Source organism: Streptomyces sp. Ru71 (genome assembly GCF_002920535.1).
Taxonomy (GTDB): domain Bacteria; phylum Actinomycetota; class Actinomycetes; order Streptomycetales; family Streptomycetaceae; genus Streptomyces.
Genome location: NZ_PQSS01000017.1, coordinates 12,387 through 36,799, shown reverse-complemented (window position 1 = coordinate 36,799; position 24,413 = coordinate 12,387). Strand labels below are relative to the sequence as shown.

Sequence of the window (24,413 nt, the reverse complement as noted above, 5' to 3'; positions counted from 1 at the left end):
CACGGTCCCTGTGACGAGAGGCGGATCCCGCATGGCCAAGCACTGGGCGGACTTCCAGTACGAGATCTACCTGAACGGGATGACGGGCGCGGTGCCCCGCCTGCCCACCGATCTGACCCGGCTGGAGGAACTCACCGAACAGCGGCTCGGCCCCGGCCCGGTCGGCTATGTGGCGGGCAGCGCGGGCGACGGCAGCACCGCCCGCGCCAACCGCGCCGCCCTGGACCGCCGCCGGATCGTGCCCCGCATGCTGCGCGACGTGCACGAGCGGGACCTGTCGGTCGAGGTGCTGGGCCGCCCGCTGCCCGCGCCGCTCGCCCTGGCGCCGGTCGGCGTGCTGTCGATCATGCACCCGGACGCGGAGCCGGCCGCCGCCCGGGCCGCCGCCGCACAGGGCGTGCCGTACATCCTGTCCTCCGCCTCCAGCACGCCGATGGAACAGGTCGCCGAGGCGATGGGGGACGCCGAGCGCTGGTTCCAGCTGTACTGGCCGAAGGACCCGGAGGTGGCCCGCAGCTTCCTCGGCCGGGCGAAGGCGAGCGGGTTCAGCGTGCTCGTCGTCACGCTCGACACACCAATGCTGGCGTGGCGGCCGCGCGACCTCGACCAGGCGTATCTGCCGTTCCTGCACGGCGTGGGCACCGCCAACTACTTCTCCGACCCCGCGTTCCAGGCGGGCCTCGCCAAACCGGTGCACGAGGACCCGGACGCGGCCGTGCGGCACTTCGTCGGCATGTTCTCCGACCCGGGCAAGACCTGGCCCGACCTGGAACTCCTGCGCGAGCTCTGGGACGGCCCCATCGTGCTCAAGGGCATCCTGCACCCGGACGACGCGCGCCGCGCGGCCAGCGCCGGGATGGACGGCGTGGTGGTGTCCAACCACGGCGGCCGCCAGGTCGCGGGCTCCGTCGCCGCGGCGGACGCCCTGCCCCGGGTGGCGGAAGCGGTCGGCGACCGGCTCACGGTGCTGTTCGACAGCGGGGTGCGCAGCGGTGCCGATGTCTTCAAGGCGCTCGCGCTCGGCGCGCGGGCGGTACTGCTGGGGCGGCCGTACGTCTACGGTCTCGGCCTGGACGGGCAGGCGGGCGTGGAGCACGTGATCCGCTGTCTGCTGGCCGAACTGGACCTCACCCTCGCCCTGTCCGGGCACGCCGGCCCCGCCACCGTGGGAGCGGACGACCTCGCCGAGGAGAGCGCGTGAGCGCCCGCCGCACCGTCCTCGCCGTCGTCCCGCCGCACGTCGGCGGCCGCGCCTCCGGTACCGGACTCGCCTCCGTCTTCCCCGGCGACGCGCACGTCACCGTCGTGGAGAGCGTCGACGAGGACCCCGGCGCGCTGCGCACGGCACAGGTCATCGTCACCGCGCTCGCCCCGGTGACGGCCCGTCACATGGCCGCCGCCGAGCGGCTGGAGCTGGTGCAGTGCGCGAGCCACGGCTACGACTACGTGGACGTGCCGGCCGCCCGCGCCCGGGGCGTCACCGTGTGCACGATCGGCTCCACCGGCGCGGAGGCGCAGAACGTCGCCGAGCAGACCTTCGCCCTCATGCTGGCGCTCGCCAAGCAACTCGTGCCCGCGCACACCGCGTTGACGGCGGCCGACTGGACGCTGCCCCGCCTCACCCGGTCCATCACGGAGCTGTCCCGCAAGACCCTCGGCATCGTCGGCCTCGGCCGGATCGGGCAGCAGGTCGCCCGCCGGGCCGCCGCGTTCGACATGACGGTGCTCTACACCGCGCGCCACCGGGTGCCCGCGGAGACCGAGGCCCGCCTCACGGCACGTCACCTCCCCCTCGACGAACTCCTCTCCGCCTCCGACTACGTCACCCTGCACACGCCGCTCACCGAGGAGACCCGGCACCTGCTCGACGCGCGCCGGCTCGCCCTGCTGAAGCCGACGGCGTTCGTGGTCAACACCGCCCGCGGCGCCCTGATCGACCAGGAGGCCCTCGCGGACGCCCTGGAGCGGGGCGCCCTGGCCGGCGCGGGCCTGGACGTCTTCGACCCCGAGCCCCCGACGCCGTCCCTGCGTCTGCTGAAGGCGCCGAACGTGGTGCTCTCCCCGCACGTCGGCGGCGTCACCCGGGAGACGGTCGTCCGGATCGGCCTGGCGGCGGTGCGCAACGCGGCGGACTTCCTGGCGGGCGAGACGCCTCGGGACGTCGTGACGTAGCCCGGCCGGCTGAACGGCCCGTGCGCCACCGCCGACCGGGCCGGAGCGGCGGTTACGCTCACGCCGCTCCACGGGTTTGCGGGTCAGGGAGGGCAGGACGGCGAGGATCGACCGCGAGCGTCTGCTCAGGACGTTGACGTTCTGGCTGCGTCCTGCCTTCGCGCTGCGCGTGCTCACCCGGTTCCAGAACGTGGTCGGCTTCGACCGCTCGATGGCTCTGGCGTCGAGCGCGTTCACCGCGCTGGTGCCGCTGGCCGTCCTGGCCGGTGCGGTGCTGGGCAGCATCGTCCACCTCGACGCGGCGGAGCGGATCATCCGCCGCTACGACCTCAACGGCGCCGGCGCCGAAGCGGTGAACTTCCTCTTCTCCCCCGAGCAGAGCGCGAGCGCGAGCACCGGCGTCTTCGGTCTGCTCTTCCTGACCATCTCGGTGCTGAGCTTCGCACGCGCCGCGCAGCGGCTCTTCGAGCAGACCTGGGAGCTGAGGCCGCTCAGCGTGCGCAACTCCCGCAACGGCCTGTGGTGGATCCTCACCCTCGGCGTCTACGCCCTGGTCAGCGGATGGATCTCCGCATGGCTCGGCGACAGCGCGGGCGGTGTGCCGGCCACCCTGTGCGAGGCGGCGCTGACCGCGGTGTTCCTGGTGTGGACCGGCTGGCTGCTGTCGGCGAAGCGGATCCCCTGGAGGGACCTGATCCCCTTCGGCCTCACGGGGGCGGTGCTCACCGCCCTCTGCTCCTGGGGCGCCGCGCTGTACATGCCCCGTCTGTTCAACTCCTACGCCGACCGCTACGGCGTGGTCGGTGCCGTCTTCGCGATGCTCTCGGCCCTGTTCGCCGCCATGTTCGTCCTCGTCGTCTCGGCCGCGGTGGGCCGCGAGGTGGCGGACGAGCTGGGCCGGATCCGGCAGGGCCGGCGCCCCTCCGAGCACGAGGTCCGCCAGGAGTGGGAGAGCCTGCGGGAGCAGACCCGTTCGCGTTGGCGCAGGGTCCGGGGGGACGTCGGCCGCCGCAGGAGGGACTCCGGCCGGTAAGGCGCCCCGCAGTGCGGGGCCGGGCCCTCGCGGTCGTCACCCGCCGCGGGTGAGGCGGGGCCGCGCCACAGGTCGGGGACTTCCGGCCCTGTGCGGCGAGCGGGTGAGCGGGAACGATGTGAAGGTGAAGAGGAGGGGGGCCGCGACCGGACGGTGGTGAGAGTGGTGACACCCGGTGACCAGGCCTCTCATGACGCCGCCGCTGCCGGCGTCGATCCACTGGGCGATCCGTTCCTGCAGACCCGGTTCGCACTGCCGACGAGACCCGTCACGTTCCTGCGCCGGGACAGGCTCGTCCATCACCTCGACGAGGCGATGGGGGCGCCGCTGGTGATGGTCAACGGTTCGGCCGGCGCGGGCAAGACGCTGCTCGTCGCCGACTGGGCCCGCGGCCTCGGACAGCCGGTCGCCTGGCTCACCCTGGACGCGGCGGTCAAGGAGCCGGCCATGTTCTGGGCCCATCTGCTGCGCTCCCTGCGCGCGAGCGGGGCGGCCCCGCCCGGTGACATCGGCTCCGCCCCGGGGGCGAGCGGGGCGGACCGGTCCCTGCTGAGCCGACTCGCCGCGCACCTCAGCGCCGGCCCACGCCCGGTCATCGTGGTGCTCGACGAGTACGAGCTGGCCACACCGGAGGTCTCGGAACAACTGGCGTTCGTCCTGCGCCACGCCGGGGCGGCACTGCGCCTGGTCCTGGTCACCCGCAACGAGCCCCTGCTGCCGCTGCACCGGTACCGGGCGGCCGGGGAGCTGACCGAGATCCGGGACGCCGAACTCGCCTTCACCGCCGAGGAGGCCGTCGCGCTGCTGGAGCTGCACGGACTGCACCTCCCCCTGCCCGCGGCGCGTGCCCTGGTCGAGCGCACCCGGGGCTGGGCGGCCGGCCTACGGCTGTGCGCCCTGGCCGCGCGGCAGAGCCCGGACCCGGAGACGTATCTGAAGGAGTTCGAGGCCGGGCACAGCACCGTCGCCGACTTCCTGCTGGCCGAGGTGCTCAAACGGCAGCCGGCCCCCACCCAGGACCTGCTGCTGCGCGTCAGCGTCCTGGAGCGGTTCAACGCCGATCTGGTGAACGCGCTGACCGGGCGGCCCGACGGGGCGTCCATCCTGGCCGACCTGCACCGCCAGAACGCGTTCGTCGAGGATCTCGGGCACGCCTGGTACCGCCTGCATCCACTGTTCCGGGAGATCCTGCGCGTGCATCTGCGCGAGCGCCTGCCCGGCCTGGAACCCGAACTGCACCGGCGGGCCGCGCACTGGCTGCGCGCCAACGGGGCGCTGCCCGAGATGCTCGCCCACGGCGCCGCCGCCGGTGACTGGGAGTTCACCGCCCGCGCCCTGGTCGACGACCTGGCGATCGGCCAGCTCCTCACCGGTCCCGGCTCCGACCGCCTGACCGACCTGATCGCCGGCATGGAGCCGGCCCCGGGGAGCCCCGAGACGGAGCTGGTCCGCGCGGCCCGCGAACTCTCCCAGCACGACCTCCACCACGGTCTGGCGCACCTGCACCACGCCGAGGACCAGCTCACCCGCGGCGAGGAGGACGATCCCGCCGCCGCACGGCTGAGCTGCGCTCTGCTCAACGCCCTGGCCGCCCGGCTGTCCGGAGCGCCCGGCCGCGCGGAGCAGGCGGCGCGGGCGGCCCGCCGGCTCGAACGGGAGGTCCCGGCCGGGCTGCTCGGCCGGCACCCGGAACTGCCCGCCCTGCTGCTCACCCATGTGGGTTCGGCACGGGTGTGGGCCGGACGCTTCGACGAGGCGCGGGACGCCCTGACGACGGTCGCCGACGGCCATGACGGTGTCTCCACCGCGGTCGCGCGGCAGGAGTCCCTGGAGCACCTGGCACTGATCGACTACCTCGACGGCTGGCCGGGCCGGGCCGAGCGCCATGCCGCCGCCGCGGAGACCGAGTCGGAACGGTTCGGGCCGCCCCAGCACGACGGCTGCGGCCTCGGGCGGCTGGTCCTGGCCGCGGTGGCCGTCGACCGCGACGAGCTGAGCCGCGCCCAGCACCTGATCGACCAGATCCCCGAGGGGGCCGCCAAGGACCCGGTGACGGCGGCCGGACGGTCCATCGCCACGGCCCGGCTGCTGCTGGCCCGGGGCAAGGCGCGCGCCGCCGTGGCGGCCGCGGAGACGGCCGTGCCGGCCGATGTCGCCTCGCCCTCGCCGTGGGCCGAACGGCACGCCGCGCTGGTCACGTCGGCCGCCCACCTCGCCGAGGGCCGCCCCGAGGAGGCCGCGCAGGTGCTGCGGGACGTGGCCGACGACGAGCCGGCCTGCGCCGTGAGCATGGCGTGGGCGTGTCTGGAGGCCGGGGACCGGGAGACGGCCCTCGCCGTGCTGGACGGCGTGCCGGGCGGGGGGCGGGTCGGCCCCGCGGTGCGGGTCCGCGCCACGCTGGCGCGGGCACGGGTCGCGTACACGGACGGCCGTCCGGCCGCCGCCCGCCGGCTGGTGGCCGACGCCCTGGCGAACGCCCGCCGCGACCGGCTGCGCCGTCCCTTCCTGGAGGCCGGCCCGTGGATCGAACCGCTGCTGACGTCCGACCCGCTGCGGCGGCTGGCCGCCGGGTGGCTCACACCGGGTGACCCGGCCCCCGACGCCGAGACCGGGGCCGCGCCCGTGCTGGTCGAGCAGCTGAGCGCGCGGGAGCGCGATGTGCTGGCGCGGCTCGCCCAGATGATGTCGACCGAGGAGATCGCCGCCGACCTGTACGTGTCCGTGAACACGGTGAAGACCCACGTCAAGAGCGTCTACCGCAAGCTCGCGGTGAACCGCAGGTCCGAGGCCGTGCGGCGGGCCCGCGAACTGCAGTTGCTGTGAGCGGCGCAGGGCCGTGCCCCCTCCCCCGCCCGGGGTGAGGTGCGCGGCGGGCGCTTCGGGTGCGATGGGTCTGGCGGCCGGCTTGCCCGCCGCCGCCCGGGGAGCGGGCGCCGCGCCCCGGGCCGACCCGGCGAGGTGGACACCGTGGCACGCTGGTGGGCTCTGATCGTGCTGGGCACGGCCCAGTTCCTGATGGTCCTGGACACCTCGGTCATGAACGTGTCCATCAGTCAGCTCGTGGAGGACTTCGACACGGAGGTCACCGCGATCCAGGCGGTCATCACGCTGTACGCCTTGGTGATGGCCGCGTTCATGGTCATCGGCGGCCGCCTCGGGGACATCCTGGGGCGCCGGCGCCTGTTCCTGATCGGGATGGCGGTCTACGGCACGGGGTCTGCCCTGACCGCCGCGGCCCCGAAGCTGTGGGTGCTGGCCGTGGGCTGGTCGGTGATCGAGGGGCTGGGTGCCGCCATGGTGCTGCCGTCCATGGCGGCCCTGGTCGCGGAGGCGTATCACGGGCGTGACCGGGCCGTCGCCTACGGCGTCATCGGCGGCCTCGCGGGCGCGGGCATCGCCGTCGGCCCGCTGCTCGGCGGCTGGGTGACGACGTATCTGACCTGGCGGCTGGTCTTCGCCGGCGAGGTCGTGCTCGTCCTCGCCGTCCTGGCCTGCCGCCGGGTGATCAAGGAGGCGCCCCGCAGCGGGCCGCGGCCCGGTCTCGACACGGTCGGCGCCGTCCTCTCGGCGTCCGGCCTCGCACTCGGTGTCCTCGGCGTGCTGCAGAGCAGCACCTGGGGCTGGGTGCAGCCGCGCAACCCTCCGTTCACCGTGTTCGGCTTCGCGCCGACGCTGTTCGTCATCGGCGCCGGCGCCGCGGTCCTCGCCCTCTTCGTGTGGTGGCAGCACCGGCGGGAGGCGGGGGGCGCCGAGCCCCTGGTGCATCTCGGCCTGCTGCACCGGCCGGCGCTGCGGTCGGGTCTGATGGCACTGCTGAGCCAGAACCTCATCCTGCTGGGCCTGTTCTTCGCCATTCCGCTGTACCTGCAGGTGGTGCAGGGCTTCGACGCGTTCGAGACGGGCCTGCGGCTGCTGCCGGTGTCCGCGACGATGCTCGTGGCCTCCCTGGCCGGTTCCCGGCTGGGGCGGGCGGCCGGACCCCGCCGGATCGTCCGGTTCGCCCTGGTGACGCTGCTCGCGGCGATCGTGTGGCTGCTGGCCACCATCGACCCGGTCATCGACGACGCCCAGTTCGCCGGGGCCATGGCCGTGCTGGGGCTGGGCATGGGGCTGCTCGCCTCCCAGCTCGGCAACGTCGTGCAGTCCAGCGTCGGCGAGGAGGAGCGCAGCGAGGTGGGCGGCCTGCAGTTCACGGCCCAGAACCTGGGGTCCGCCCTGGGCACCGCGCTCATCGGTTCCCTGCTCATCGGCGCCCTGGCGCACGCCTTCACCACGCAGGTGGAGAACAACCCGGCGCTGTCGCAGGAGACGCGCCGGCAGACCGGTGTGGCGCTGGAGGCCGGCATCTCCTTCGTCTCCACCGACCAGGTGCAGGCGGCGGCCGAGCGGGCGGGGCTGCCGCCGTCCGAGGCCGACGCCGTCACGGACTCCTACGCCACCGCCCAGCTCGGCGGCCTCAAGGCGGCGATCCTCGCCACCGGCGGCATCACCCTCGCCAGTTTCCTCGTCACCCCGCACCTGCCGACGGGTGAGGCCCGGCGCTCCGGGCGGGCACAGGCCGGCCTCCTCGGACACGTGAGCTGACCGGTGAGGTGTGCGATGACGGCACTGGACCGCCCGAGCGCCCGGGAGCGCCGCAAGGAGCGACGGGCCCACGCCGACTACACCGGCGGCGTCTACGGCTCCATGCTGGCCGCCACCGTGGTGATCGGCGCCGGCACGCTGGGGTCCTTTCCCCGTCTGGAGCTGGTCCTGCTGCTGCTCCTGAGCGGTCTGGCGTTCTGGGTGGCGCATGTGCACGCCCAGCTCTTCGGCGCCCGTCTGGCCCAGCACGGCCTGGATCGCCGCACCGTGCTGCATGTGTGCCGTGACGAGTGGCCGATCGTCAAGGCGGCCGTGCCGCCCGCGGTGGCCGTGGCCGTCAGTCCGCTCCTCGGCCTGGACGTGGCGGGGACCCTGTGGCTGGCGGTCTCGGTGGCCGTGGCGGGTCAGGTGGGTTGGTCGGTGGCCGCGGCACGGCGGGCCGGGGCCACCGGGCGTCAGACGGTCCTGACCGCGTCGGTCAACCTGCTCCTCGGCCTGGTGATCATCTCCTTCAAGCTGTTCCTGAAGCACTGACGGGGCCGGCGTCGGGGCAGGTCACCTGTGCCGGGTGAGGCCGCGCGGGATCGGCGGACCGGACCATGGGAGGTAGGAAGCGCCGTGCAGCGGCCATCGGGTGTCGGCGGGAAAGAGCGGCAGATGCGCTACGAGATCCGCGTCGAGGGACATGTGTCGGAGACCCTGGCCAAGGTCTTCCCGGAGCTGGACCACGTCATGATCTCCGGCCAGACGGTGCTGTACGGCCCCGTCGTCGACGAGGCTCATCTGTACGGGCTGCTGGCCCGGTTCCAGTCGCTGGGGCTGCGGGTGGTGGAGATGCGGCAGCTGCCCGAGTGACCCCGCGGCGGCGCCCCTCACGGACCTCACGGTCCGGCCGCCCCGGGCGTCACACGCCGCTCCGCGGCCTCACAGGTCGGCCGCGCGGACCCGGCCCGAGCGGACGGCTTCGGCCAGCGCCTCGGCGTCCCGCTCGTTCTGGTCCGCGTAGGCCTGTGCGAAGAGGGCCAGTGCGCGGTCGAAGCGGTCGCCGCCGCCCAGGTAGGCCGCGATGGCGACGGGGTCTCCGGAGCGGGCGTGCGCCCGTGCCAGGCAGGCCCCGCACAGGTGGGCGAACAGCTTCAGCAGGGCCGGGTCCATGGTGTCCGGCTGTGCGATGCCCTTCCAGTCCCGCAGCTGGCGGACGTAGAAGTCGCGGCCGACGCCGTCGAGGCCCACCGCGTGCGTCCAGCCGAGGAAGATGTCGCTGGTCGTCTGGATCAGACGCTGTCCGGACACCACACGGCGCCCCTGGTTGTCGTAGGCGGGGCCGCCGGTGTGGGCGGCCAGCACCGACTCCTGGGCCTCCTTGGCCTGCAGCAGCAGGGGATCGTCGTCGCCCTTGCCGAGCAGGAGCACGATCCAGCAGCGGGTGCCGACGCTGCCGACGCCCACCACCTTGCGGGCGAGGTCCACCAGCCGGAAGCGGCGCAGCAGGAACCGGCGCTCCGGCGGCAGGGTGCGCGCGTATCCCTCCAGCACGGCCCGCAGCTCCTTCTCCTGCCGGTCGTCGGACGGGTCGCTCAGCAGGTCCCGCAGCGGGGTGATGAGCGGGGGGTCGGGCGCGATCCGCCGCCCCTCGGCCGTGACCCGGGTGAGCTTGTCGAAGGCCTGGAGCTGGGTGCGGGTGCGGGCTCGCGCCGTCGCCTCGGCGGTACGGCGCCGGGCCTCCTTGGTCATCGAGGAGGCCATCAGGGCCCGCATCCGGTCGGCGTCGTCCTGCGCGTACCAGACGTCCAGGGTGGGCATCGCGGCGAACTCCCGCATGCGGGTGCGGTAGGAGCGCACGCACTCCAGTACGGCGCGGTCCTGGTCGGCGGTGGAGAACCCGTTGTGCCGGCCGGCGATCGCAAAGGAGGCCGCGAGCCGTTTGACGTCCCATTCGAACGGGCCGGGGAGGGTCTCGTCGAAGTCGTTGATGTCGAAGACCAGATGGCGCTCCGGCGAGGCCAGCAGCCGGAAGTTCAGCAGATGGGCGTCTCCGCACAGCTGCACCGTCAGGCCCGTGCTCGGCAGCTCCGCGAGGTCCATGGCCATGAGGGCCGCGGCGCCCCGGTAGAAGCGGAAGGGGGATTCGAGCATGCGGGCGTAGCGGATCGGCACCAGCTCCGGCACGCGGGTGGCCGACTGCGCCTGCAGGACCTCGACCGCGTCGCGCCGCTCCCGTCCCGCCTCGAACCAGCCCTGGCAGGAGCGTGAGGCGCGTTTGCGGGCGTCCCTGCCGTATGCGGCGCGTTCGGCCGGCGGGGCGGCGGGGTTCGGGGTGATCGTCGTCGTCATGGTGGTCCTTCCCTTTCTCCCCCGCCCTCGCCCCGGCCCGCGGCCTGCTCGACCTTGCGGCGCAGTCCTGCCTGCACGGCCTCCGCGAGGATGCGCGCGGCGACGCCGAAGAGCAGCAGCCCGCCGACCATCTGAAGCATCGTCACCACACGCCCGGCCTGTGAGCGGGCGGCGATGTCCCCGTACCCGACGGTGGTGAAGGTGGTCAGCGTGAAGTACAGGGCGTCGGTCCGGGTCAGCGGTTCGCTGAAGGAGCCCGCCGCGTGGTGCTCCAGCAGGTAGTAGGCGCACGAGAACAGGACGAGGAACAGCACGACGGTGGTGGCCAGCGCTTCGACGGCCTTCAGACGGGGGTACGGCGACCGGACGATGGTCCGCACCTCCCAGGCGAAGACGGCGGTCACGGCGAGCAGTCCCCCCGCGAGCACCAGGCTGGTGAGGACCGTGCCGGTCCGGTCCAGCGGCAGCAGGTAGTAGGCGGTGAGCAGGGCGGTCGCGATGAGGGCGGGCCGGGCCAGGGCGACGATCGCCGCGAGCCGCCCCGGACGCGCGGGTGCGTCGGGGCCCGAGGGCGCTTCCCCGGGGGCGTGAGCCTCAGTCCTGGCGGCGGCTGGATCACTCATGGCTCGCTGTTTCGTCCCTCCGCGACCGGTGGCCGTGTCCACGGTCCAGCCCACCGTCTCGGCCGCGGCCGCGGATCACCCACCGGGGGTGACCCGGCCTGCGTCGGCGGGCGGAACGCTGAGGGGGTGCGGGCACCCGCACACCGTCCCGTCGGCGGTCCGGTGGTGGTTGACCGCGTCACGCGAGGAGGAGCCATGACCGTGTCGCGTGGTCCGGCGCCGCATCCCGGATCCGAACCTCTGACCGACGGGACGCCGCACGCCCCGGACGGGGACGCCGCGGCTCGGACCGACGCGGCGGGGCTCGCCCGGGGCGCCGGCCCCGAAGAGCAGCTGGCGCTGCTCGGCGGCTCCTGGACCTGGTTGCTGGGCTCGGCGGTGACCACGCTGGTGCCCGGCATCCTGATCCTGGTCTGGCCGGACGAGACCCTGCACGTGCTGGCCGTGCTCATCGGGCTGTACCTGCTCGTGACGGGTGGCTTCCGCTTCGTCGCCGCCTTCGCCCGGGAGCGCGGCGACCGGCACACCGGCCTGCTGGTCGCGGTGCTGTACGTGCTGGCCGGGGTGCTGTGCCTGCGGCATCCGCTGCAGACGATCGCCGCGCTCTCGCTGATCACGGGCGCCGTCTGGCTGGTCACCGGGCTGCTGACCGCCTGGGCGGCACTGGCCGCCAAGGGCCTGCCGCACCGCGGCTTCGTCCTCGGCGCCGCGGCCCTCGGTGTGGTGGCCGGCGTGGTGGTGCTGGCCCTGCCCTCCGAGTCCGCCGTCGCGCTGACGCGGCTGCTCGGCCTGTGGCTGGTGCTGCTCGGCGTCGCCGAACTCGGGCTCGCCCTGGCTCTGCGGGCCGCCCTGCGCAAGGAGCGTTCCGGATCCGGGTCCGGCCCGCCGACGGCGTGAGGCCCGACACCGAGGAGTCCCCATGGCTTCGAAAACGTCCCCCCCGGCCCCGGAACCCGGCCGCGACACCGGCGGCGAGGTGGTGCTGAGCGCCGAGGAGCACGCCCACTATCGTCGGCTGCACCGGGCCGCCACGGTCCGCCACCGCAAGACGCGCTACGCGGGCGCCTCGCTGCTGCTCGTCATCACGCTGCTGCTCGCCCCGCTGGCCGTGGTCGCGGCCTGGGTGGACAACACGGTCACCGACACCGACCGGTACGTGCAGACCGTCGCCCCGCTGGCGAAGGAACCGGCCGTCCAGTCGGTGGTGACCGACCGGCTCACCACCCATGTCGTGTCGAACGTGAACGTCGAAGCCGTGACGGCGTCGCTGAGCAAGGCGCTGGCGGACGCCGGGGCACCTCCGGCGGTCGTGAGCCAGTCCGCGGCGCTGGCCGGTCCGCTGCGCAGCGCCCTGACGAGCGCCGTGCACGGCATCGTGAACCGCGTGGTCACCAGCGACGTCTTCCAGCAGGCGTGGGTGGGCGCCAACCGGCGTGCCCAGTCGGCGGTCGTGGGCATGCTCACCGGGGACAACAGCAAGGCCGTGCAGGCTCAGGGCGACAAGATCACGCTGGACCTCGGCACCGTGGTCGACCAGGTCAAGCAGCGCCTCGTCGACCAGGGCTTCGAGAAGGCGTCCGCCATCCCCACGCCCGACAAGCAGATCACCCTGTTCGAGACCGCCAAGCTCTCCAAGGCGCAGGACGCCGTGCGGCTGCTGGACATCATGGGGGCCTGGCTGCCCGTGCTGACGGTCGTGCTCGCGGCGCTCGCCGTGTGGATCGCGCCCGCGCACCGCATGATGCTGCTGATCACGGCCTCGGGCATCGGTGTGATGATGATCGTCCTGCTGGTCGGGCTGGCCGTCGTGCGCCGTGTCTACCTCGACTCCGTGCCGCCCGCCGCGCTGCCGCCCGACGCCGCCGCGGTGATCTACGACACCTTCATCCGCTTCCTGCGCAACAGCACCCGCACGCTGCTGGTGGTCGCCGTGGTCACGGCCCTGGCCGCGTTCCTGTACGGCCCGAGCCGGGTGGCCCGTGGCGTGCGTTCGCTGGCCGGGCGCGGTACGGGTGCCGCGGGCCGTGCGCTGAGCGGCGCCGGGGTGAACACCGGCACCACCGGCCGCTGGCTGGACGGCCACCGCTCGTGGACGACCGGCGTCGTCATCGGGCTCGGGGCCCTGGCCCTGGTGCTGTGGAACTACCCCACGGTCGGCGCCGTGGCGCTGGTCGTCGGCCTGGTCGTCGTGGTCCTCGTCCTGCTCGGCGTCCTGGCCGCGGCGGCGGGGCGGGACGGTGCGGCGGCCGAACCGGGCCGGGCGGGCCCCTGAGCGGGGGCCGGGTTCACCCGCGCCGGGTGAGGCCCGCCGGCGCCGGCGTGGGCACGCTGAGATCAGCCGGGGACGGCGGCAGGACGCCCGCCCGGACCGAGAAGAGAGATGAGTACCCCATGGAACTCGCCTACGACTACCCGCTGCTGAGCATGTTCTGGACCATGCTGTGGTTCTTCCTGTGGATCATGTGGTTCGTCCTGCTCTTCCGGATCATCGGCGACATCTTCCGCGACGACGAGCTGAGCGGCTGGGGCAAGACCGGCTGGATGATCTTCGTCATCGTGCTGCCCTTCCTCGGTGTCTTCGTCTACGTCATCGCCCGCGGCAAGAGCATGGGCCACCGGGAGATCGCCCACGCCCGGGCGCAGCAGGCGGAGTTCGACGCGTACATCAAGAAGACCGCCGGCGAGGGCGGCCGCCCGACGAGCGCCGACGAACTCGCCAAGCTGTCCGACATGCGCGCCCGCGGAGACATCACCGACGAGGAGTTCCGCCGGGCCAAGCAGGTCGTCCTGAGCGAGACCGGCACCCCGGCCGGCTCCGGCGCCACGGCCGCGTCCGCACCCCGCTGAGTACCGACAAGGAAACGAGGCACGAAGATGACCGCCACCCACGCGCCCCGGGCGGCGCACTCGACGAAGTTCGCATGGGCCGCGGGCCTGATGACCTTCGCCGCCGTCATGCTCACGCTGGTGGGCATCCTGGACATCTTCCGCGGCATCATGGCGATCGCCGAGGACGACGTGTTCCTCACCACGCGCAACTACGTCTTCGAGTTCGACCTCACCGGCTGGGGCTGGATCCACCTCGCCCTGGGCGTCGTCGCGGTGGTCATCAGCATCGGGCTGTACCAGGCGGCGACGTGGGCGCGGGTCCTCGGCGTGGGGATCGCCGGGCTCGTCATCATCGCCAACTTCCTCTCGCTGCCTTACTACCCGGTGTGGTCCGTCATCATGATCACAATGTCGGGGTTCATCATCTGGGCCCTGTGCGTCGCCCGGAAGGAGGACTTCGGCGACTCCTTCGACACCACCGTGCCGCGCGGCGACCGGTGAGCCGCGAACCGGTGCGCCGGTCCCCCTGACGGTGACGGCAGGAAAGGACATCCGGTGGAGCGCCCCACCCGATGGGCCAGGCCGAAGAGCCCGGCCCATCGTGCGACTCCGTCCGCCGGCGCCGACCGCGCCGGCGCGTGGTGGGCCCGCGTCGCGCTGCTCGCACTGCTCGGCGGCATCCTGGTCCCGCTCGTCGCCGCCGGGCTGCGCAGCGCGCTGTGGCTCCTGCTCGGCATGGCCGGGCTGGCGCTGGCGTCGGTCGGGGTGTGGTGGACGCTGGCCCACACGGGAGTCGTGCGCGGCCTGGGCATGGCGGTGGCGGTGGCCGCGCCCCTCACCGTCCTGGGTCTGTACGCCGCCCACGACATGCTCGGTCCGGCCGCGCTCTCCGCCGCGCTGCTGCTGTTCGCCTGCGCGGCGGCCCGCAACGCCCTGACCCCCCGTCCGGTCAGCGCGCCGGACGAGATGGCGCCGGCGCCGGTGGCCGAGCACCCCTGGATCCTGATGAACCCGCGCTCCGGCGGCGGCAAGGTCGACCGCTTCCACCTGGTCGAGCGGGCCCGTGCGGCGGGTGCCCGGGTGACCCTGCTCGGGCCGGGCCAGCAGGACGCGGCCGGCCTGGCCCGGCGAGCCGTCCTGGAGGGAGCCGACCTGCTCGCGGTGGCGGGCGGGGACGGCACCCAGGCGCTGGTGGCGGAGGTGGCCCACGAGCACGACCTGCCCTTCGTGGTGATTCCCGCGGGCACGCGCAACCACTTCGCCCTGGACCTCGGTCTCGACCGCGACGACCCGGCCGCCGCGCTTCAGGCGCTGACCGACGGCGTCGAACGCCGGGTCGACCTCGGTTTCGCCGCCGACCGGGTCTTCGTCAACAACGCGTCCTTCGGTACGTACGCGGCCGTGGTGGGCAACTCCGCGTACCGGGGCGCCCAGTTGCGTACGGCGCTGCACGACCTGCCGGAGCTGCTCACGGGCGAGGACGCGCCCCGCTTGCGCATGCGGTCCGGGGACCGTCACGCCGAGGGGTTGCAGGCGGTGCTGGTCAGCAACAACCCCTACCGGTACGCCGTCGGGCCGCGGCGCAGCCACAGGGAGAGCCTGGACTCGGGACTGCTCGGCGTGCTGTGCGTGCACGTCGACAACAGCGCGGGGGCGGCCCGGGCCGTCGGGGGCGGAGCCGGCTTCACCCGGCTGACCGCGAGCGGGGTGGTCGTCGACGCGGACACCGTGACCGTCGCGGCCGGCATCGACGGCGAACACGTCCTGCTGCCCGCGCCTGTCGTGTGCCGCATCGTCCCGGGAGCGCTACGGGTACGCCTTCCCCGCCACGCGGCGACCACCCACAGCCGCCCCACCCTCGACTGGCCGAGGGTGCTACGCCTCGCCCGGGGCAACCGGAACTGACCCCGGCACGCAGACTCTGCCAATGTGCCGGGTGCGACGTCGGCCCTGGCGGGCGGCGGAGTCGGGTATTCGGTCGTCACGGTGGGGCGGGGCTCGGCCGTGGCGAGGCGGTGGGCCACGGTGGTGGTCCGGGGGCCCGAGTGGTCGTCCCCTCAGACCCACCGCAAGCGCTCTCCCCCACCGGCGAACAAACCGCCGGGGCCGCCGGCCCACGGGCCATCAGCAAACGGGACGGGCAAGACCACCGGGCCCACCAGCCCACCGGGGCCCCAGCCCACTAGCACTGCGCCCCCGGCACCACCGGCCGGCCAAGACCACTGGCTCGCCGAGGCGCGCAGACCACCGGATCGCCGGGACCGCCGGCCTCAGCCCGACGCAAGCGACGTCCCACCCCGGCGAACGAGACGGGCAGGGCCACCGAACCACCGCCCCTCACACCCACCGGCCTGCCGGCCCACCGGCGAGCGGACCGCCGGGGCCGCCGGCCCACGGGCCATCAGCCCAATCCAGGGCCGTCGCCCTGCCCCTGGCGCACCAGACCGCCGAAGCGGTCCGGCGGGCCGGGGCGGTGGGGTCGTTCAGGCTCGGTTCGTCAGGTCCACCGGGCGGGCCGGGTGGGTGGCCGGGGCCGCGTTCGGCGCGGAGCCGGGGGGCGGGGAGTCCGTGTGCCAGCGGCGGGCGGCGGAGCCGTCGCGGACCTCGACCACGATGTAGCCGTCCATGTCCTGGGACGTCGCGGCCAGGGCCAGCGTCTCGTCCCAGCGGGGCAGCAGTTCGCCCCGGACGGTGAGGTCGTAGCGCACGTCGTCGGCCCGCCGGTCACCGCGGGGTGCGCAGGGGCCGAGGATGACGACCCCCGCGTCGGCGTGCGAGTCCAGGCACAGCTGGGGCGCGGCCACGCTGCGCAGCAGCCCGTCGTCCTCGTACGACCACTGCTGGGTGGACGCCGAGGAGCACACGGCGAGCTGCAGCTGGGCACCCGCCGTGGCACGGCCACGGATGTCCAGGCACAGATCGGCGGCGACGTTGCGCAGCCGGGTGCGCCGCGGCTTGGTGGGCAGTTGGGCCGTTCCGGGCGGGGCGGTGGAGGCGGCCGGCGGCAGCGGGGCGGTGGCGGCGGGGGCACCGCCGACCGTGGTGGCCGAGGCGGCCTGGCCGGGACCGGGACCGTCGTCGGACCACCCCCCGGAGGCGAGCAGCAGCGTCAGCACCCCGGCGGAGGCGAGCCCCGCCCCGGTCAGCACGGCGCGCGGGGAGCGGGGGCCGAAGGGCAGCAGCCTGCGTCCGGGCCGGCCGCCGCGGTGCCGGGCGGCGCCCCGGCCGTGGCCGCCCGCCCGGCCCCGGCGGCCGGGGCGGGAGTCGAGATAGCGGCGGGCGCCCCAGCCGAGCACCGCCTCGGCGAGCAGCGGGCCCAACGCGGACTCGAATCGCCTCAGTTGCTCGGCCGCGGCGCGGCAGTGGCGGCACTGCGCGAGATGCCGGCGCACCTCGGGCAGCAGGCCCGAGCCGCGGCGCAGGGGAATGTCGAGGAGACGGTTGTGGTGACGGCACTCCGGGCTCGGCGCGAGTTCCCGATGGGCGCGCACACAGCCCTCGCGGAGTTTATCCCGGGCCTCCTGGTAAGCGGCCGTGGCGGCTTCCTCGGTCATGCCCAGCAGACCGGCGGGAACGGTTATCGGCTCGGCCTCGACGTCGATGTGCCACAGCAGGCACTGGGCAGGGGCGGGAAGCGCGTGGAATGACAGCTCGGTCAGCCGGCGGTTTTCCGGTGTCATGTCCTTGGCGACCCGCATACCGCGCCCCCCTGCGGGTTTGCGCAACTGCGGCAGTACCCCGGCTATTCGCTCGGCGGCGGCCCACTGCCGCACCGTGCCCCGCACGGCGAGCAGCAGGCGCGGGCGCAGCGCGGCGGCGGGCTCCCCCAGCGTGAGCCGGTCGAGCACCTGATGGAACGCGGCCGCCGTGACCATCGCCGCGACCTGCGCGGACGAGGCCAGGCAGATGACGGCGTAGTCGTGCACCGGCTGCCAGTGCCGGGCCATCAGCAGAGCCGTGGCCTGGGCGACATCGTCGTCGGGCCCGCCGCGGGCCCGGACGGCGAGCGCCTCGTCGGATTCCTCCAGGGAGCCGCCGGAGGGCGGACGGTGCGGACGAGGGGGGTGGGGGGTGGGCACGGTGAGCGGATTCCTTCCCACGCGCTGGAGCTGTACAGGATCGCCGCGCGCCGCAAAAGGGGCGCGAAACCGGGCCTGCCTTTTCCGGCGTGTGCGGGAAGCGCTCAGCCTTGCATACCTGACTTGGACGCAACAAGCCGCTCGGAAGCCGTCCTCGCCATTGACAGAAAGTCAGAAAGCCGCAGGCCAACTGGCGCTTCCAGTAAGCGTTTTCGAACAATTCCGCGCCCCGTGTGAAACGCGCGCACACTTCCGTGCCACGCGCACGCTCCCGGGCCGTCACGGCTCGTAGTGCACTGGTGACGGCCCTTCCTCGGAGGCCCCGCGCAGGACGGCGGCTCTCCTGCGCGAAACGGCCGCCGGCCTTGTTCCTCCCGCCCTCGGCCGGCGGTCCGGAGGGGACGTGCGCGACGCCCGGCTCAGATCTGCCAGGCGCGCAGCCGGTCGGCGGCGCGGTACACGTCCGCCTTGCCGGACATCAGATCGCGGGCGAGGTCGACCAGGGCGCCGTAGGGCGGGTCGATGCCGACGCCGCTGACGAACATGTAGGCCACCGCCGTGGCACAGGCGAAGCGGGCGTTGGCCGAGGGCAGCGGCTTGAGCACGGCGAGCGTGTGCAACAGGGCCGCGGCCCGCCAGGCGGGGTCGGAGTTCACGCCGAGCCGCGGCGGGTCGACCCGGTGCCGGGCGACGGCGGCGACGAGCGCGGAGAAGTCGTTGATGGTGGGCTGCTCCGGCAGGACCTCCTCGTGCCGCTGCAGCAGCCAGGGGACGTCGATGTGGACGACGGAAGCCATCGCTCAGGCGACCCGCCCCTCGCCGCTGCCCGGTGGCTCGTCGTCCGGGAAGGCCGCCGCGAACTCCTCGGCGTGGCCCGTGAAGAAGCGCCGGAAGGCCTCCGCGCCCTCCTTCAGCGCCCGGTGCCGAGCGATGTCGGCGGCGGCCGCCTCCCGCACGAGCGCTTTCATCGACGTACCCCGCTCCTTGGCGATCTGCCGCAGGTCCTCTAGCTCGCGCTCGCTGAACTCCACATTCAGAGCTGGCATGCCCTCACGGTACCGCCCCGGTACTCAGGCGTAAATATGACCAGCTCAGCGGGGTGGCGATGGGGTACCGGAGGCCGCTATGCCTGGTCCGCCACGAACGACGCCAGCCGGGCCAGCGCCGCGTTCCAGTTGATCGCGGTCTCGTTGGTCGACCACGACTGGATGTCGTCGATGTAGCAGAACTGGCCGACACAGCCCGTCAGTTTCGACTGGGCGTAGGGGTCCTGGATGGAGGAGTTGGGCCCGCCCGCCAGGGTGCCGGCCGGCGGGCCGGGCAGGGCCGGGTCGAGCTCGTGCGCGTACCAGCGACTGTGCTGGTTGTGGGCGCTGACCTCGCCGTAGCCGGTGACGTAGGAGATGTTCAGCGCGTTGCGGCCGAGGACGTAGTCCATCGACTGCACGGCCGCGTCACGGTAGCGGTCCGCTCCGGTGAGGTCGTAGGCGGTGGCGAGGACGACGGCGTTGTTCAGGACCTGGTGGTTGGAGCCCCAGTCGTAGAGGTTGTCCGGCGGCGCGTACGGCATGCCGTACGGCTGTGTCCTGAGCGCGGCCAGGTAGGTGTCGGCGCCCCGGACGACGGACCGGCGCACCTGGTCGCGGCCCGGGAGCCGGTTCGGCACGGTCGCCAGGTCCAGACGGGCCGCCGCGGCGGTGCGCGCCCAGTCCAGGCCGAGGGGGCCGAAGACGTCGGCGGTGTGCACCGGGGAGGTGAGCACGTACGTCTGGAACCGGCCTTCCCCGGTGGTCAGGTACAGCTCGGCGGCCGCCCAGTAGAACTCGTCACGCACGTCGGTGTCGGGGTAGGCGCCGCCCCCGGTGGCGTCGGCCGGGTCGGCCAGGACGTCCGGGTGGGCGAGCGCGGCGGTCCAGGCCTTGCGTGCAGCGGTGAGCGCCCGCGCGGCGAACGCCGGATCGTAGGGCCGGTACAGCCGGGCCGCCTGGGCGGCGGTGGCGGCGAGGTTCAGGGTCGCCGCGGTCGTCGGCGGGTGCAGCTCGCGCTTCTGCGGGTCCTCGCTGGGCAGCAGCGGCAGTCCGGTCCACTGTTCGTCGTGCACCTTGTGGTGCGCCATGCCGGCCAGCGGCTGCCCGTCGGGCACCTGCATCCGGAGCAGGAATTCGAGCTCCCAGCGAGCCTCGTCGAGGATGTCCGGCACCCCGTTGCCGCTCTCGGGCAGGCCGAGGGTGCCGTCGCGCAGCGCGTGCGCCCTCCCGGTGCGGGCGAGGGTCTCGCGCTCGTAGGTGCTCAGCAGCTCCCAGGTGGTGATGCCGCCGTTCACCACGTACTTGCCGTGGTCGCCGGCGTCGTACCAGCCGCCGGTGACGTCGAGCCGGTAGTCGCACACACCCGGCTGGCAGGGCACGTTGGCGTCGCCCTGGTTGGGCGGGGTGTTCAGGTGGCCCGCCGCCCGGCCGTAGCCGGGGCGCAGGTCGTCGCGGATCGCCACGCCGCTGCGCTGGGTGTAGTAGTACTTCAGCGCGTCCAGCCGCAGCCGTTCGTAGGCGTCCGCGCCGAGGGCGAAGGGGCGGCTGGTCTCCCCGTCGGCGACCAGGGTGAAGCCCCCGCCGCGGCCCCGGTAGGCGCCGAAGTCGATCGAGTGCACGTTCTGCCCGGACGAGGCGTCGGTGCCGCGCGGCACCGTCCAGCCGTGGGCGACGGTGCGCCCGGCGGCGTCCCGGAGCAGCCAGGGCAGCCTGGTCGCGGCGTCGGTGACGAGCGTGGCGTTCTTCGGCCCGGCGGGCAGATAGGCGACCTGGTTCACCCGCACCCGCGGCCCGGTGTCCGGCTCGTACGGCACCGGCGGCACCCCGCCGAGCAGCGACACGTCGTCCAGGCAGAACCGCCACGGCTCGGCGCTCCCGCCCACCTGGAACGCCACCTGCGCCTGGGCGGTGTCGACGGGCGAGGTGAAGGTGTAGCTGTAGGTGCCGGCGTCCGGGCCCGGCTGCGGGCTCACCTCGAACCAGGTGTCGTACGGCGCCGTCTGGAGCCCCACGAGCGCCCGCACCGCGTACCCGCCGGGCACGCCGGACGCGGCGAAGGAGAAGCGGTAGGTCTCGCCCTTGGCCAGGGCGATGTCGTTCTGGCCGACTGCGGCGTCCCAGCGCTCGGCGGTGCCACCGGGCACGTCGGCGCACAGCCTGCCGTCGGCGAGGGCCGTGGTGACGTTGCTGGTGGACCACCAGGGGTCGGTGCCGGTGTCGAAGCTGCCGTTGCGGACCTGCTCGCTCTCGCCGGCCCCGGCGGGCTGGGCGGGCAGCGCGGTGAGCGCCGCCGCCAGCACGGCGGTCAGTGCCGCCAGGGCGGTTCTGCGTCGTTTCACCTCGGGCTCCTCGGTCATGGGCGCCCCTCATGGGAGCGCTCCCAAAGACTGGACGCCGCCATGCTTGTTCCAGACATGACACCCCGTCAACGGTCCGGGCGGGACTCTTTGTCGACCTGATTCCCCCTTGACCTCACCCGGCCGAAGCGGGAGGGGCGCCGGGGGTTCCCGGTCGCCCGGAGCGGGGACGCACTACTCTGGAACCGAGTGACACACCGTTCACTGTGAGTGTGCGCAATGGAGTGGCGAGGATGAGCCCGGACTACCCGTTCGACGATGCCGCGACGGCTCGGGCTGTCATCTCCGACGAAGGCACGGTGACGAGGTGGAACGCCGGAGCGGAACGGCTGCTGGGGTGGACCGCGGCGGACGTGGTGGGCCGGCCCGCCGCCAGGCTGCTGGTCACCGCGGCCGGTGACAGTCCGCTACCGGCGGGGACGCGCCGGGACGGGACGGTGACGTTGCGCCACCGGGACGGCCGTACGGTCGAGGTGTGGGTGCTCGCCCACCGTCTGCGGCCGCGCGAGGGCGAGCCGGGGCACTGGCTGGTGGTCACCCCGCTGGACCCGGCCGGGCCCCGCTCCCCCGACGACCCGCTGGACGCGGCCGCGCTCGTGCAGTCCCCCTGCGCCCTCGCCCTCTACGACGAGCGGCTGCGGCTGCACCGGATGAACGATGCCATGGCCGATCTCGTCGGTCTGCCGGAAGAGCGGGTGCGCGGCCTCAGACTGGCCGAGATCGGGGGGAACCGGGAGAGCGAGGACCTCGAACGCCATCTCGTCCAGGTCCTCACCACGGGCCGGTCGCTGGACGTCCACACCCGGCTGCGGGTCAGCGGTCAGAGCCGTCCCCGGGTCTGGCTCGCCCGGATGGCCCCGGTCACCGACGACGACGGCGAGGTGCGCGGCGTGTGCGTCACCGCGCACGACTTCTCCGACCAGTACCAGGCACGCGAACGGCTGCAACTGGTCAATGAGGCCAGCGTGCGCATCGGCACCACGCTCGACGTCTCCCGCACCGCTCAGGAACTGGCGGCCGTGTGCGTGCCCGTGCTCGCCGACTTCGTCAGCGTCGACCTGCTCGACCCGGAGCAGTACGGCGGGGAGGCACCGGGCCGGCTGGTCCCGCCGGTCCTGCTGCGCCGGGCCGCCCACCACTCGGTGAACCCCGGCACCCCCGGGGCGGTGACCATGCCGGGCGAGACCCAGGAGTACCCGGTGCCCTCACCGCAGGCCGCGGCGCTGCTGGCGGGCCAGGCGATCGTCGTCTCCGCCCCTTCGGGCGACCTGGAGCGCTGGCTGTCCTGGGACGAACGCCGCCACGAGATGTTCAAGCAGTACGGCGTCCACTCCACCATGGCCGTCCCGCTGCAGGCCCGCGGCTCCACGCTCGGCGTCGCCGTCTTCCACCGCTTCCGCCACCCCGACCCCTTCACCGAGGACGACGCGCTGCTGGCGGAGGAGATCACCGCCCGGGCCGCCGTCTGCATCGACAACGCCCGCCGCTACTCCCGCGAGCGGGAGACCGCCCTGGCCCTGCAGCGCAGCCTGCTGCCGCGCTCGCTGCCGCGCAGTGCCGCCGTCTCGGCCGCCTCCCGCTATCTGCCGGCGGCCCGCTCCGGCGTGGGCGGCGACTGGTTCGACGTCATCCCGCTGTCGGGGCTGCGGGTGGCGCTGGTCGTCGGGGACGTCGTCGGGCACGGGGTGCAGGCCTCCGCCACCATGGGCCGGCTGCGCACCGCCGTGCGCACGCTCGCCGACATCGACCTGCCGCCGGACGAGCTGCTCACCCACCTCGACGACCTCGTGCTGAGGCTGTCGGAGGAGGCGGGCGGCGAGGGCAGCCCCGGGGAGGTCGGCGCGACCTGTCTGTACGCGGTCTACGACCCGGTGTCGCGGCGCTGCACGCTGGCCCGGGCCGGGCATCCGCCGCCCGTGCTGCTCCCGCCGGGCGGCTCCGCCCACCGGGTCCACCTGCCCTCCGGTCCGCCGCTGGGCGTCGGCGGGCTGCCGTTCGAGTCCACCGAGCTGGAGGTCGCCGAGGGCAGCGTGCTGGCCTTCTACACGGACGGCCTGATCGAGTCGCGGGAGCGGGACGTCGACGCCGGCCACCGCATGCTGTGCGAGGCGCTGGAGGCCGACGCGGACTCCCTCGACGAGACCTGCGACCACGTCCTGCACACGCTGCTGCCGCCGGGCGGGGCGGCGGACGACGTGGCGCTGCTGCTGGCCCGCGCCAAGGGGCTGCCGGCCTCCCAGGTGGCGACCTGGGACATCCCCGCCGATCCGTCCCTGGTCGCGCCGATCCGCAAGCAGGTCGTCGACCAGCTCGCCGCCTGGTCGCTGAGCGACGCCACGTTCACCGCCGAGCTGGTGGTGAGCGAACTGGTCACCAACGCCATCCGCTACGGCGCCCCGCCGATCCGGCTGCGGCTCATCCACGACGACACCACCCTCATCTGCGAGGTGTCCGACACCAACCACAGCGCCCCGCATCTGCGCCGGGCCAAGACCTGGGACGAGGGCGGGCGCGGGCTGCTGCTGGTCGCCCAGCTCACCCAGCGCTGGGGCAGCCGGCACCTGACCGAAGGCAAGACCATCTGGGCGGAGTTGGCGCTGCTGGAGGAGCCGGAGGCGGGCGACGCGGCCGAGTGAAGCCGCGCGCCGGGCATTGTGGGCGCGTACCGGGGGCAGACGTCCAGCATGGCCCTGTACCCGCGTTTTCCTCTTCGGTTGGTGAGCGCGCTCGCCGCGCTGGGCGCGCTGACCGCCTGCGGCGGCGGTGACGGCGGCGGCACGGCCGCCAGCACCACGCGGCAGCCGCCGGCGGCGACCGCCACCGGCTCCGCGCAGCCCGACACGACGACCCCGCCGGGGGCCACGGAGCCCGCCGGTACGGGCACCCCGGGCGGCGCACGGCCCACCGAGGCGCCCGCCGCGTCCGGGGCGACGAAACCGGCCTCCTCCCGCTGCCGCACCGGCGAGCTGCGCGCCTCGGTCGGCCGCAACAACCCGGGCGCCGGTCAGGAGAACTTCCCCGTCGTGCTGACCAACACCTCGGCCCGCAGCTGCACGGTGTACGGCTTCCCGGGCGCCGCGTTCGTGGACGGCTCCGGCCGGCAGCTCGGCGCCGACCCGCGGCGCGAGAGCGGCTCCGCCCCGGCGAGGGTGACGCTGGCGCCGGGACGCAGCGCCTGGGCCGGGCTGACCTTCTCCAACCCGGAGATCAGCGAGGCCCGTACGGCGACCCCGGCCGCGCTGCTGGTCACCCCGCCCGACGAGCGCGAGCCGCTCAAGGTCCCGTGGCAGGGCGGCCCGGTCCCCGTGGGCGGCAACGCCTCCACGGTGTTCCTGACCGCGCTCGCCCCGGGCACGGGCGCCTGAGCCGTCCCG

20 protein-coding genes are annotated in these 24,413 nt (G+C 74.1%); 14 read left to right on the top strand and 6 right to left on the bottom strand.

The window, feature by feature from the left end; translation table 11 throughout:
- Window positions 1–31: 31 nt before the first annotated feature.
- From C3489_RS13340 to C3489_RS13310, 7 genes are all read left to right on the top strand, one after another.
- Window positions 32–1,201 (top strand): lactate 2-monooxygenase, encoded by a 1,170-nt coding sequence (locus tag C3489_RS13340; RefSeq protein WP_103781995.1) that lies wholly within the window; start codon window positions 32–34, stop codon window positions 1,199–1,201.
- Window positions 1,198–2,172 carry a 2-hydroxyacid dehydrogenase gene (locus C3489_RS13335; protein ID WP_103781994.1) on the top strand — a complete coding sequence of 325 codons (975 nt, stop codon included), beginning with the start codon at window positions 1,198–1,200 and terminating at the stop codon, window positions 2,170–2,172. Before C3489_RS13340 ends, C3489_RS13335 begins: the two co-directional genes overlap by 4 nt.
- A gap of 133 nt (window positions 2,173–2,305) precedes the next feature.
- On the top strand, window positions 2,306–3,205 hold the full coding sequence (locus C3489_RS13330; protein ID WP_258054681.1) for a YihY/virulence factor BrkB family protein: 900 nt from the start codon (window positions 2,306–2,308) through the stop codon (window positions 3,203–3,205).
- A gap of 162 nt (window positions 3,206–3,367) precedes the next feature.
- A complete protein-coding gene (locus C3489_RS13325) occupies window positions 3,368–6,028 on the top strand; it encodes a LuxR C-terminal-related transcriptional regulator (protein WP_258054680.1) in 2,661 nt (886 codons plus the stop codon).
- Window positions 6,029–6,172: 144 nt separating this feature from the next.
- A complete protein-coding gene (locus C3489_RS13320) occupies window positions 6,173–7,789 on the top strand; it encodes an MFS transporter (RefSeq protein ID WP_103782055.1) in 1,617 nt (538 codons plus the stop codon).
- A 15-nt stretch (window positions 7,790–7,804) separates the two neighbouring features.
- The gene (locus tag C3489_RS13315; RefSeq protein ID WP_103781991.1) at window positions 7,805–8,323 is read left to right on the top strand and encodes a hypothetical protein; all 519 of its coding nucleotides are present in this window, start codon (window positions 7,805–7,807) and stop codon (window positions 8,321–8,323) included.
- Between the two features lie 123 nt (window positions 8,324–8,446).
- Window positions 8,447–8,644: a hypothetical protein gene (locus tag C3489_RS13310; protein ID WP_103781990.1), complete on the top strand. Its 198-nt coding sequence runs from the start codon at window positions 8,447–8,449 to the stop codon at window positions 8,642–8,644.
- Window positions 8,645–8,713: 69 nt separating this feature from the next.
- On the opposite strand, the gene C3489_RS13305 is transcribed toward C3489_RS13310, so the two are convergent.
- Together C3489_RS13305 and C3489_RS13300 are read right to left on the bottom strand one after the other, a co-directional pair.
- Window positions 8,714–10,123 (bottom strand): DUF2252 domain-containing protein, encoded by a 1,410-nt coding sequence (locus tag C3489_RS13305; protein ID WP_103781989.1) that lies wholly within the window; start codon window positions 10,121–10,123, stop codon window positions 8,714–8,716.
- Complete coding sequence (locus C3489_RS13300) at window positions 10,120–10,746, bottom strand: potassium channel family protein (protein ID WP_103781988.1); 627 nt, start codon at window positions 10,744–10,746, stop codon at window positions 10,120–10,122. Before C3489_RS13300 ends, C3489_RS13305 begins: the two co-directional genes overlap by 4 nt.
- A 195-nt stretch (window positions 10,747–10,941) precedes the next feature.
- Here C3489_RS13300 and C3489_RS13295 point away from each other — a divergent pair, with 195 nt between their 5' ends.
- The 5 genes from C3489_RS13295 to C3489_RS13275 all read left to right on the top strand — a co-directional run bounded on the left by C3489_RS13295 (window position 10,942) and on the right by C3489_RS13275 (window position 15,480).
- On the top strand, window positions 10,942–11,643 hold the full coding sequence (locus tag C3489_RS13295) for an HdeD family acid-resistance protein (protein ID WP_103781987.1): 702 nt from the start codon (window positions 10,942–10,944) through the stop codon (window positions 11,641–11,643).
- Window positions 11,644–11,665: 22 nt separating this feature from the next.
- Window positions 11,666–13,018, top strand: coding sequence for a hypothetical protein (locus tag C3489_RS13290; protein WP_103781986.1), 1,353 nt, complete (start codon window positions 11,666–11,668; stop codon window positions 13,016–13,018).
- Between the two features lie 119 nt (window positions 13,019–13,137).
- The gene (locus C3489_RS13285) at window positions 13,138–13,593 is read left to right on the top strand and encodes an SHOCT domain-containing protein (protein WP_103781985.1); all 456 of its coding nucleotides are present in this window, start codon (window positions 13,138–13,140) and stop codon (window positions 13,591–13,593) included.
- Between the two features lie 27 nt (window positions 13,594–13,620).
- Window positions 13,621–14,076, top strand: a complete 456-nt coding sequence (locus tag C3489_RS13280; protein WP_103781984.1) for a hypothetical protein — start codon at window positions 13,621–13,623, stop codon at window positions 14,074–14,076.
- Between the two features lie 54 nt (window positions 14,077–14,130).
- The gene (locus tag C3489_RS13275; RefSeq protein ID WP_258054679.1) at window positions 14,131–15,480 is read left to right on the top strand and encodes a diacylglycerol kinase family protein; all 1,350 of its coding nucleotides are present in this window, start codon (window positions 14,131–14,133) and stop codon (window positions 15,478–15,480) included.
- A gap of 578 nt (window positions 15,481–16,058) precedes the next feature.
- On the opposite strand, the gene C3489_RS13270 is transcribed toward C3489_RS13275, so the two are convergent.
- The 4 genes from C3489_RS13270 to C3489_RS13255 all read right to left on the bottom strand — a co-directional run bounded on the left by C3489_RS13270 (window position 16,059) and on the right by C3489_RS13255 (window position 21,021).
- The gene (locus C3489_RS13270; RefSeq protein WP_103781983.1) at window positions 16,059–17,654 is read right to left on the bottom strand and encodes an RICIN domain-containing protein; all 1,596 of its coding nucleotides are present in this window, start codon (window positions 17,652–17,654) and stop codon (window positions 16,059–16,061) included.
- A 419-nt stretch (window positions 17,655–18,073) separates the two neighbouring features.
- Window positions 18,074–18,451, bottom strand: a complete 378-nt coding sequence (locus C3489_RS13265) for a toxin Doc (protein ID WP_103781982.1) — start codon at window positions 18,449–18,451, stop codon at window positions 18,074–18,076.
- A 3-nt stretch (window positions 18,452–18,454) separates the two neighbouring features.
- Window positions 18,455–18,700: a hypothetical protein gene (locus C3489_RS13260; RefSeq protein ID WP_103781981.1), complete on the bottom strand. Its 246-nt coding sequence runs from the start codon at window positions 18,698–18,700 to the stop codon at window positions 18,455–18,457.
- Between the two features lie 77 nt (window positions 18,701–18,777).
- The gene (locus C3489_RS13255; protein ID WP_103782053.1) at window positions 18,778–21,021 is read right to left on the bottom strand and encodes a glycoside hydrolase family 9 protein; all 2,244 of its coding nucleotides are present in this window, start codon (window positions 21,019–21,021) and stop codon (window positions 18,778–18,780) included.
- Window positions 21,022–21,272: 251 nt separating this feature from the next.
- Here C3489_RS13255 and C3489_RS13250 point away from each other — a divergent pair, with 251 nt between their 5' ends.
- Complete coding sequence (locus C3489_RS13250) at window positions 21,273–23,675, top strand: SpoIIE family protein phosphatase (RefSeq protein ID WP_103781980.1); 2,403 nt, start codon at window positions 21,273–21,275, stop codon at window positions 23,673–23,675.
- Window positions 23,676–23,723: 48 nt separating this feature from the next.
- Entirely contained in the window at window positions 23,724–24,404 is a 681-nt protein-coding gene (locus C3489_RS13245; RefSeq protein WP_103782052.1) for a DUF4232 domain-containing protein, read from the top strand.
- The last annotated feature ends 9 nt before the right edge of the window (window positions 24,405–24,413 follow it).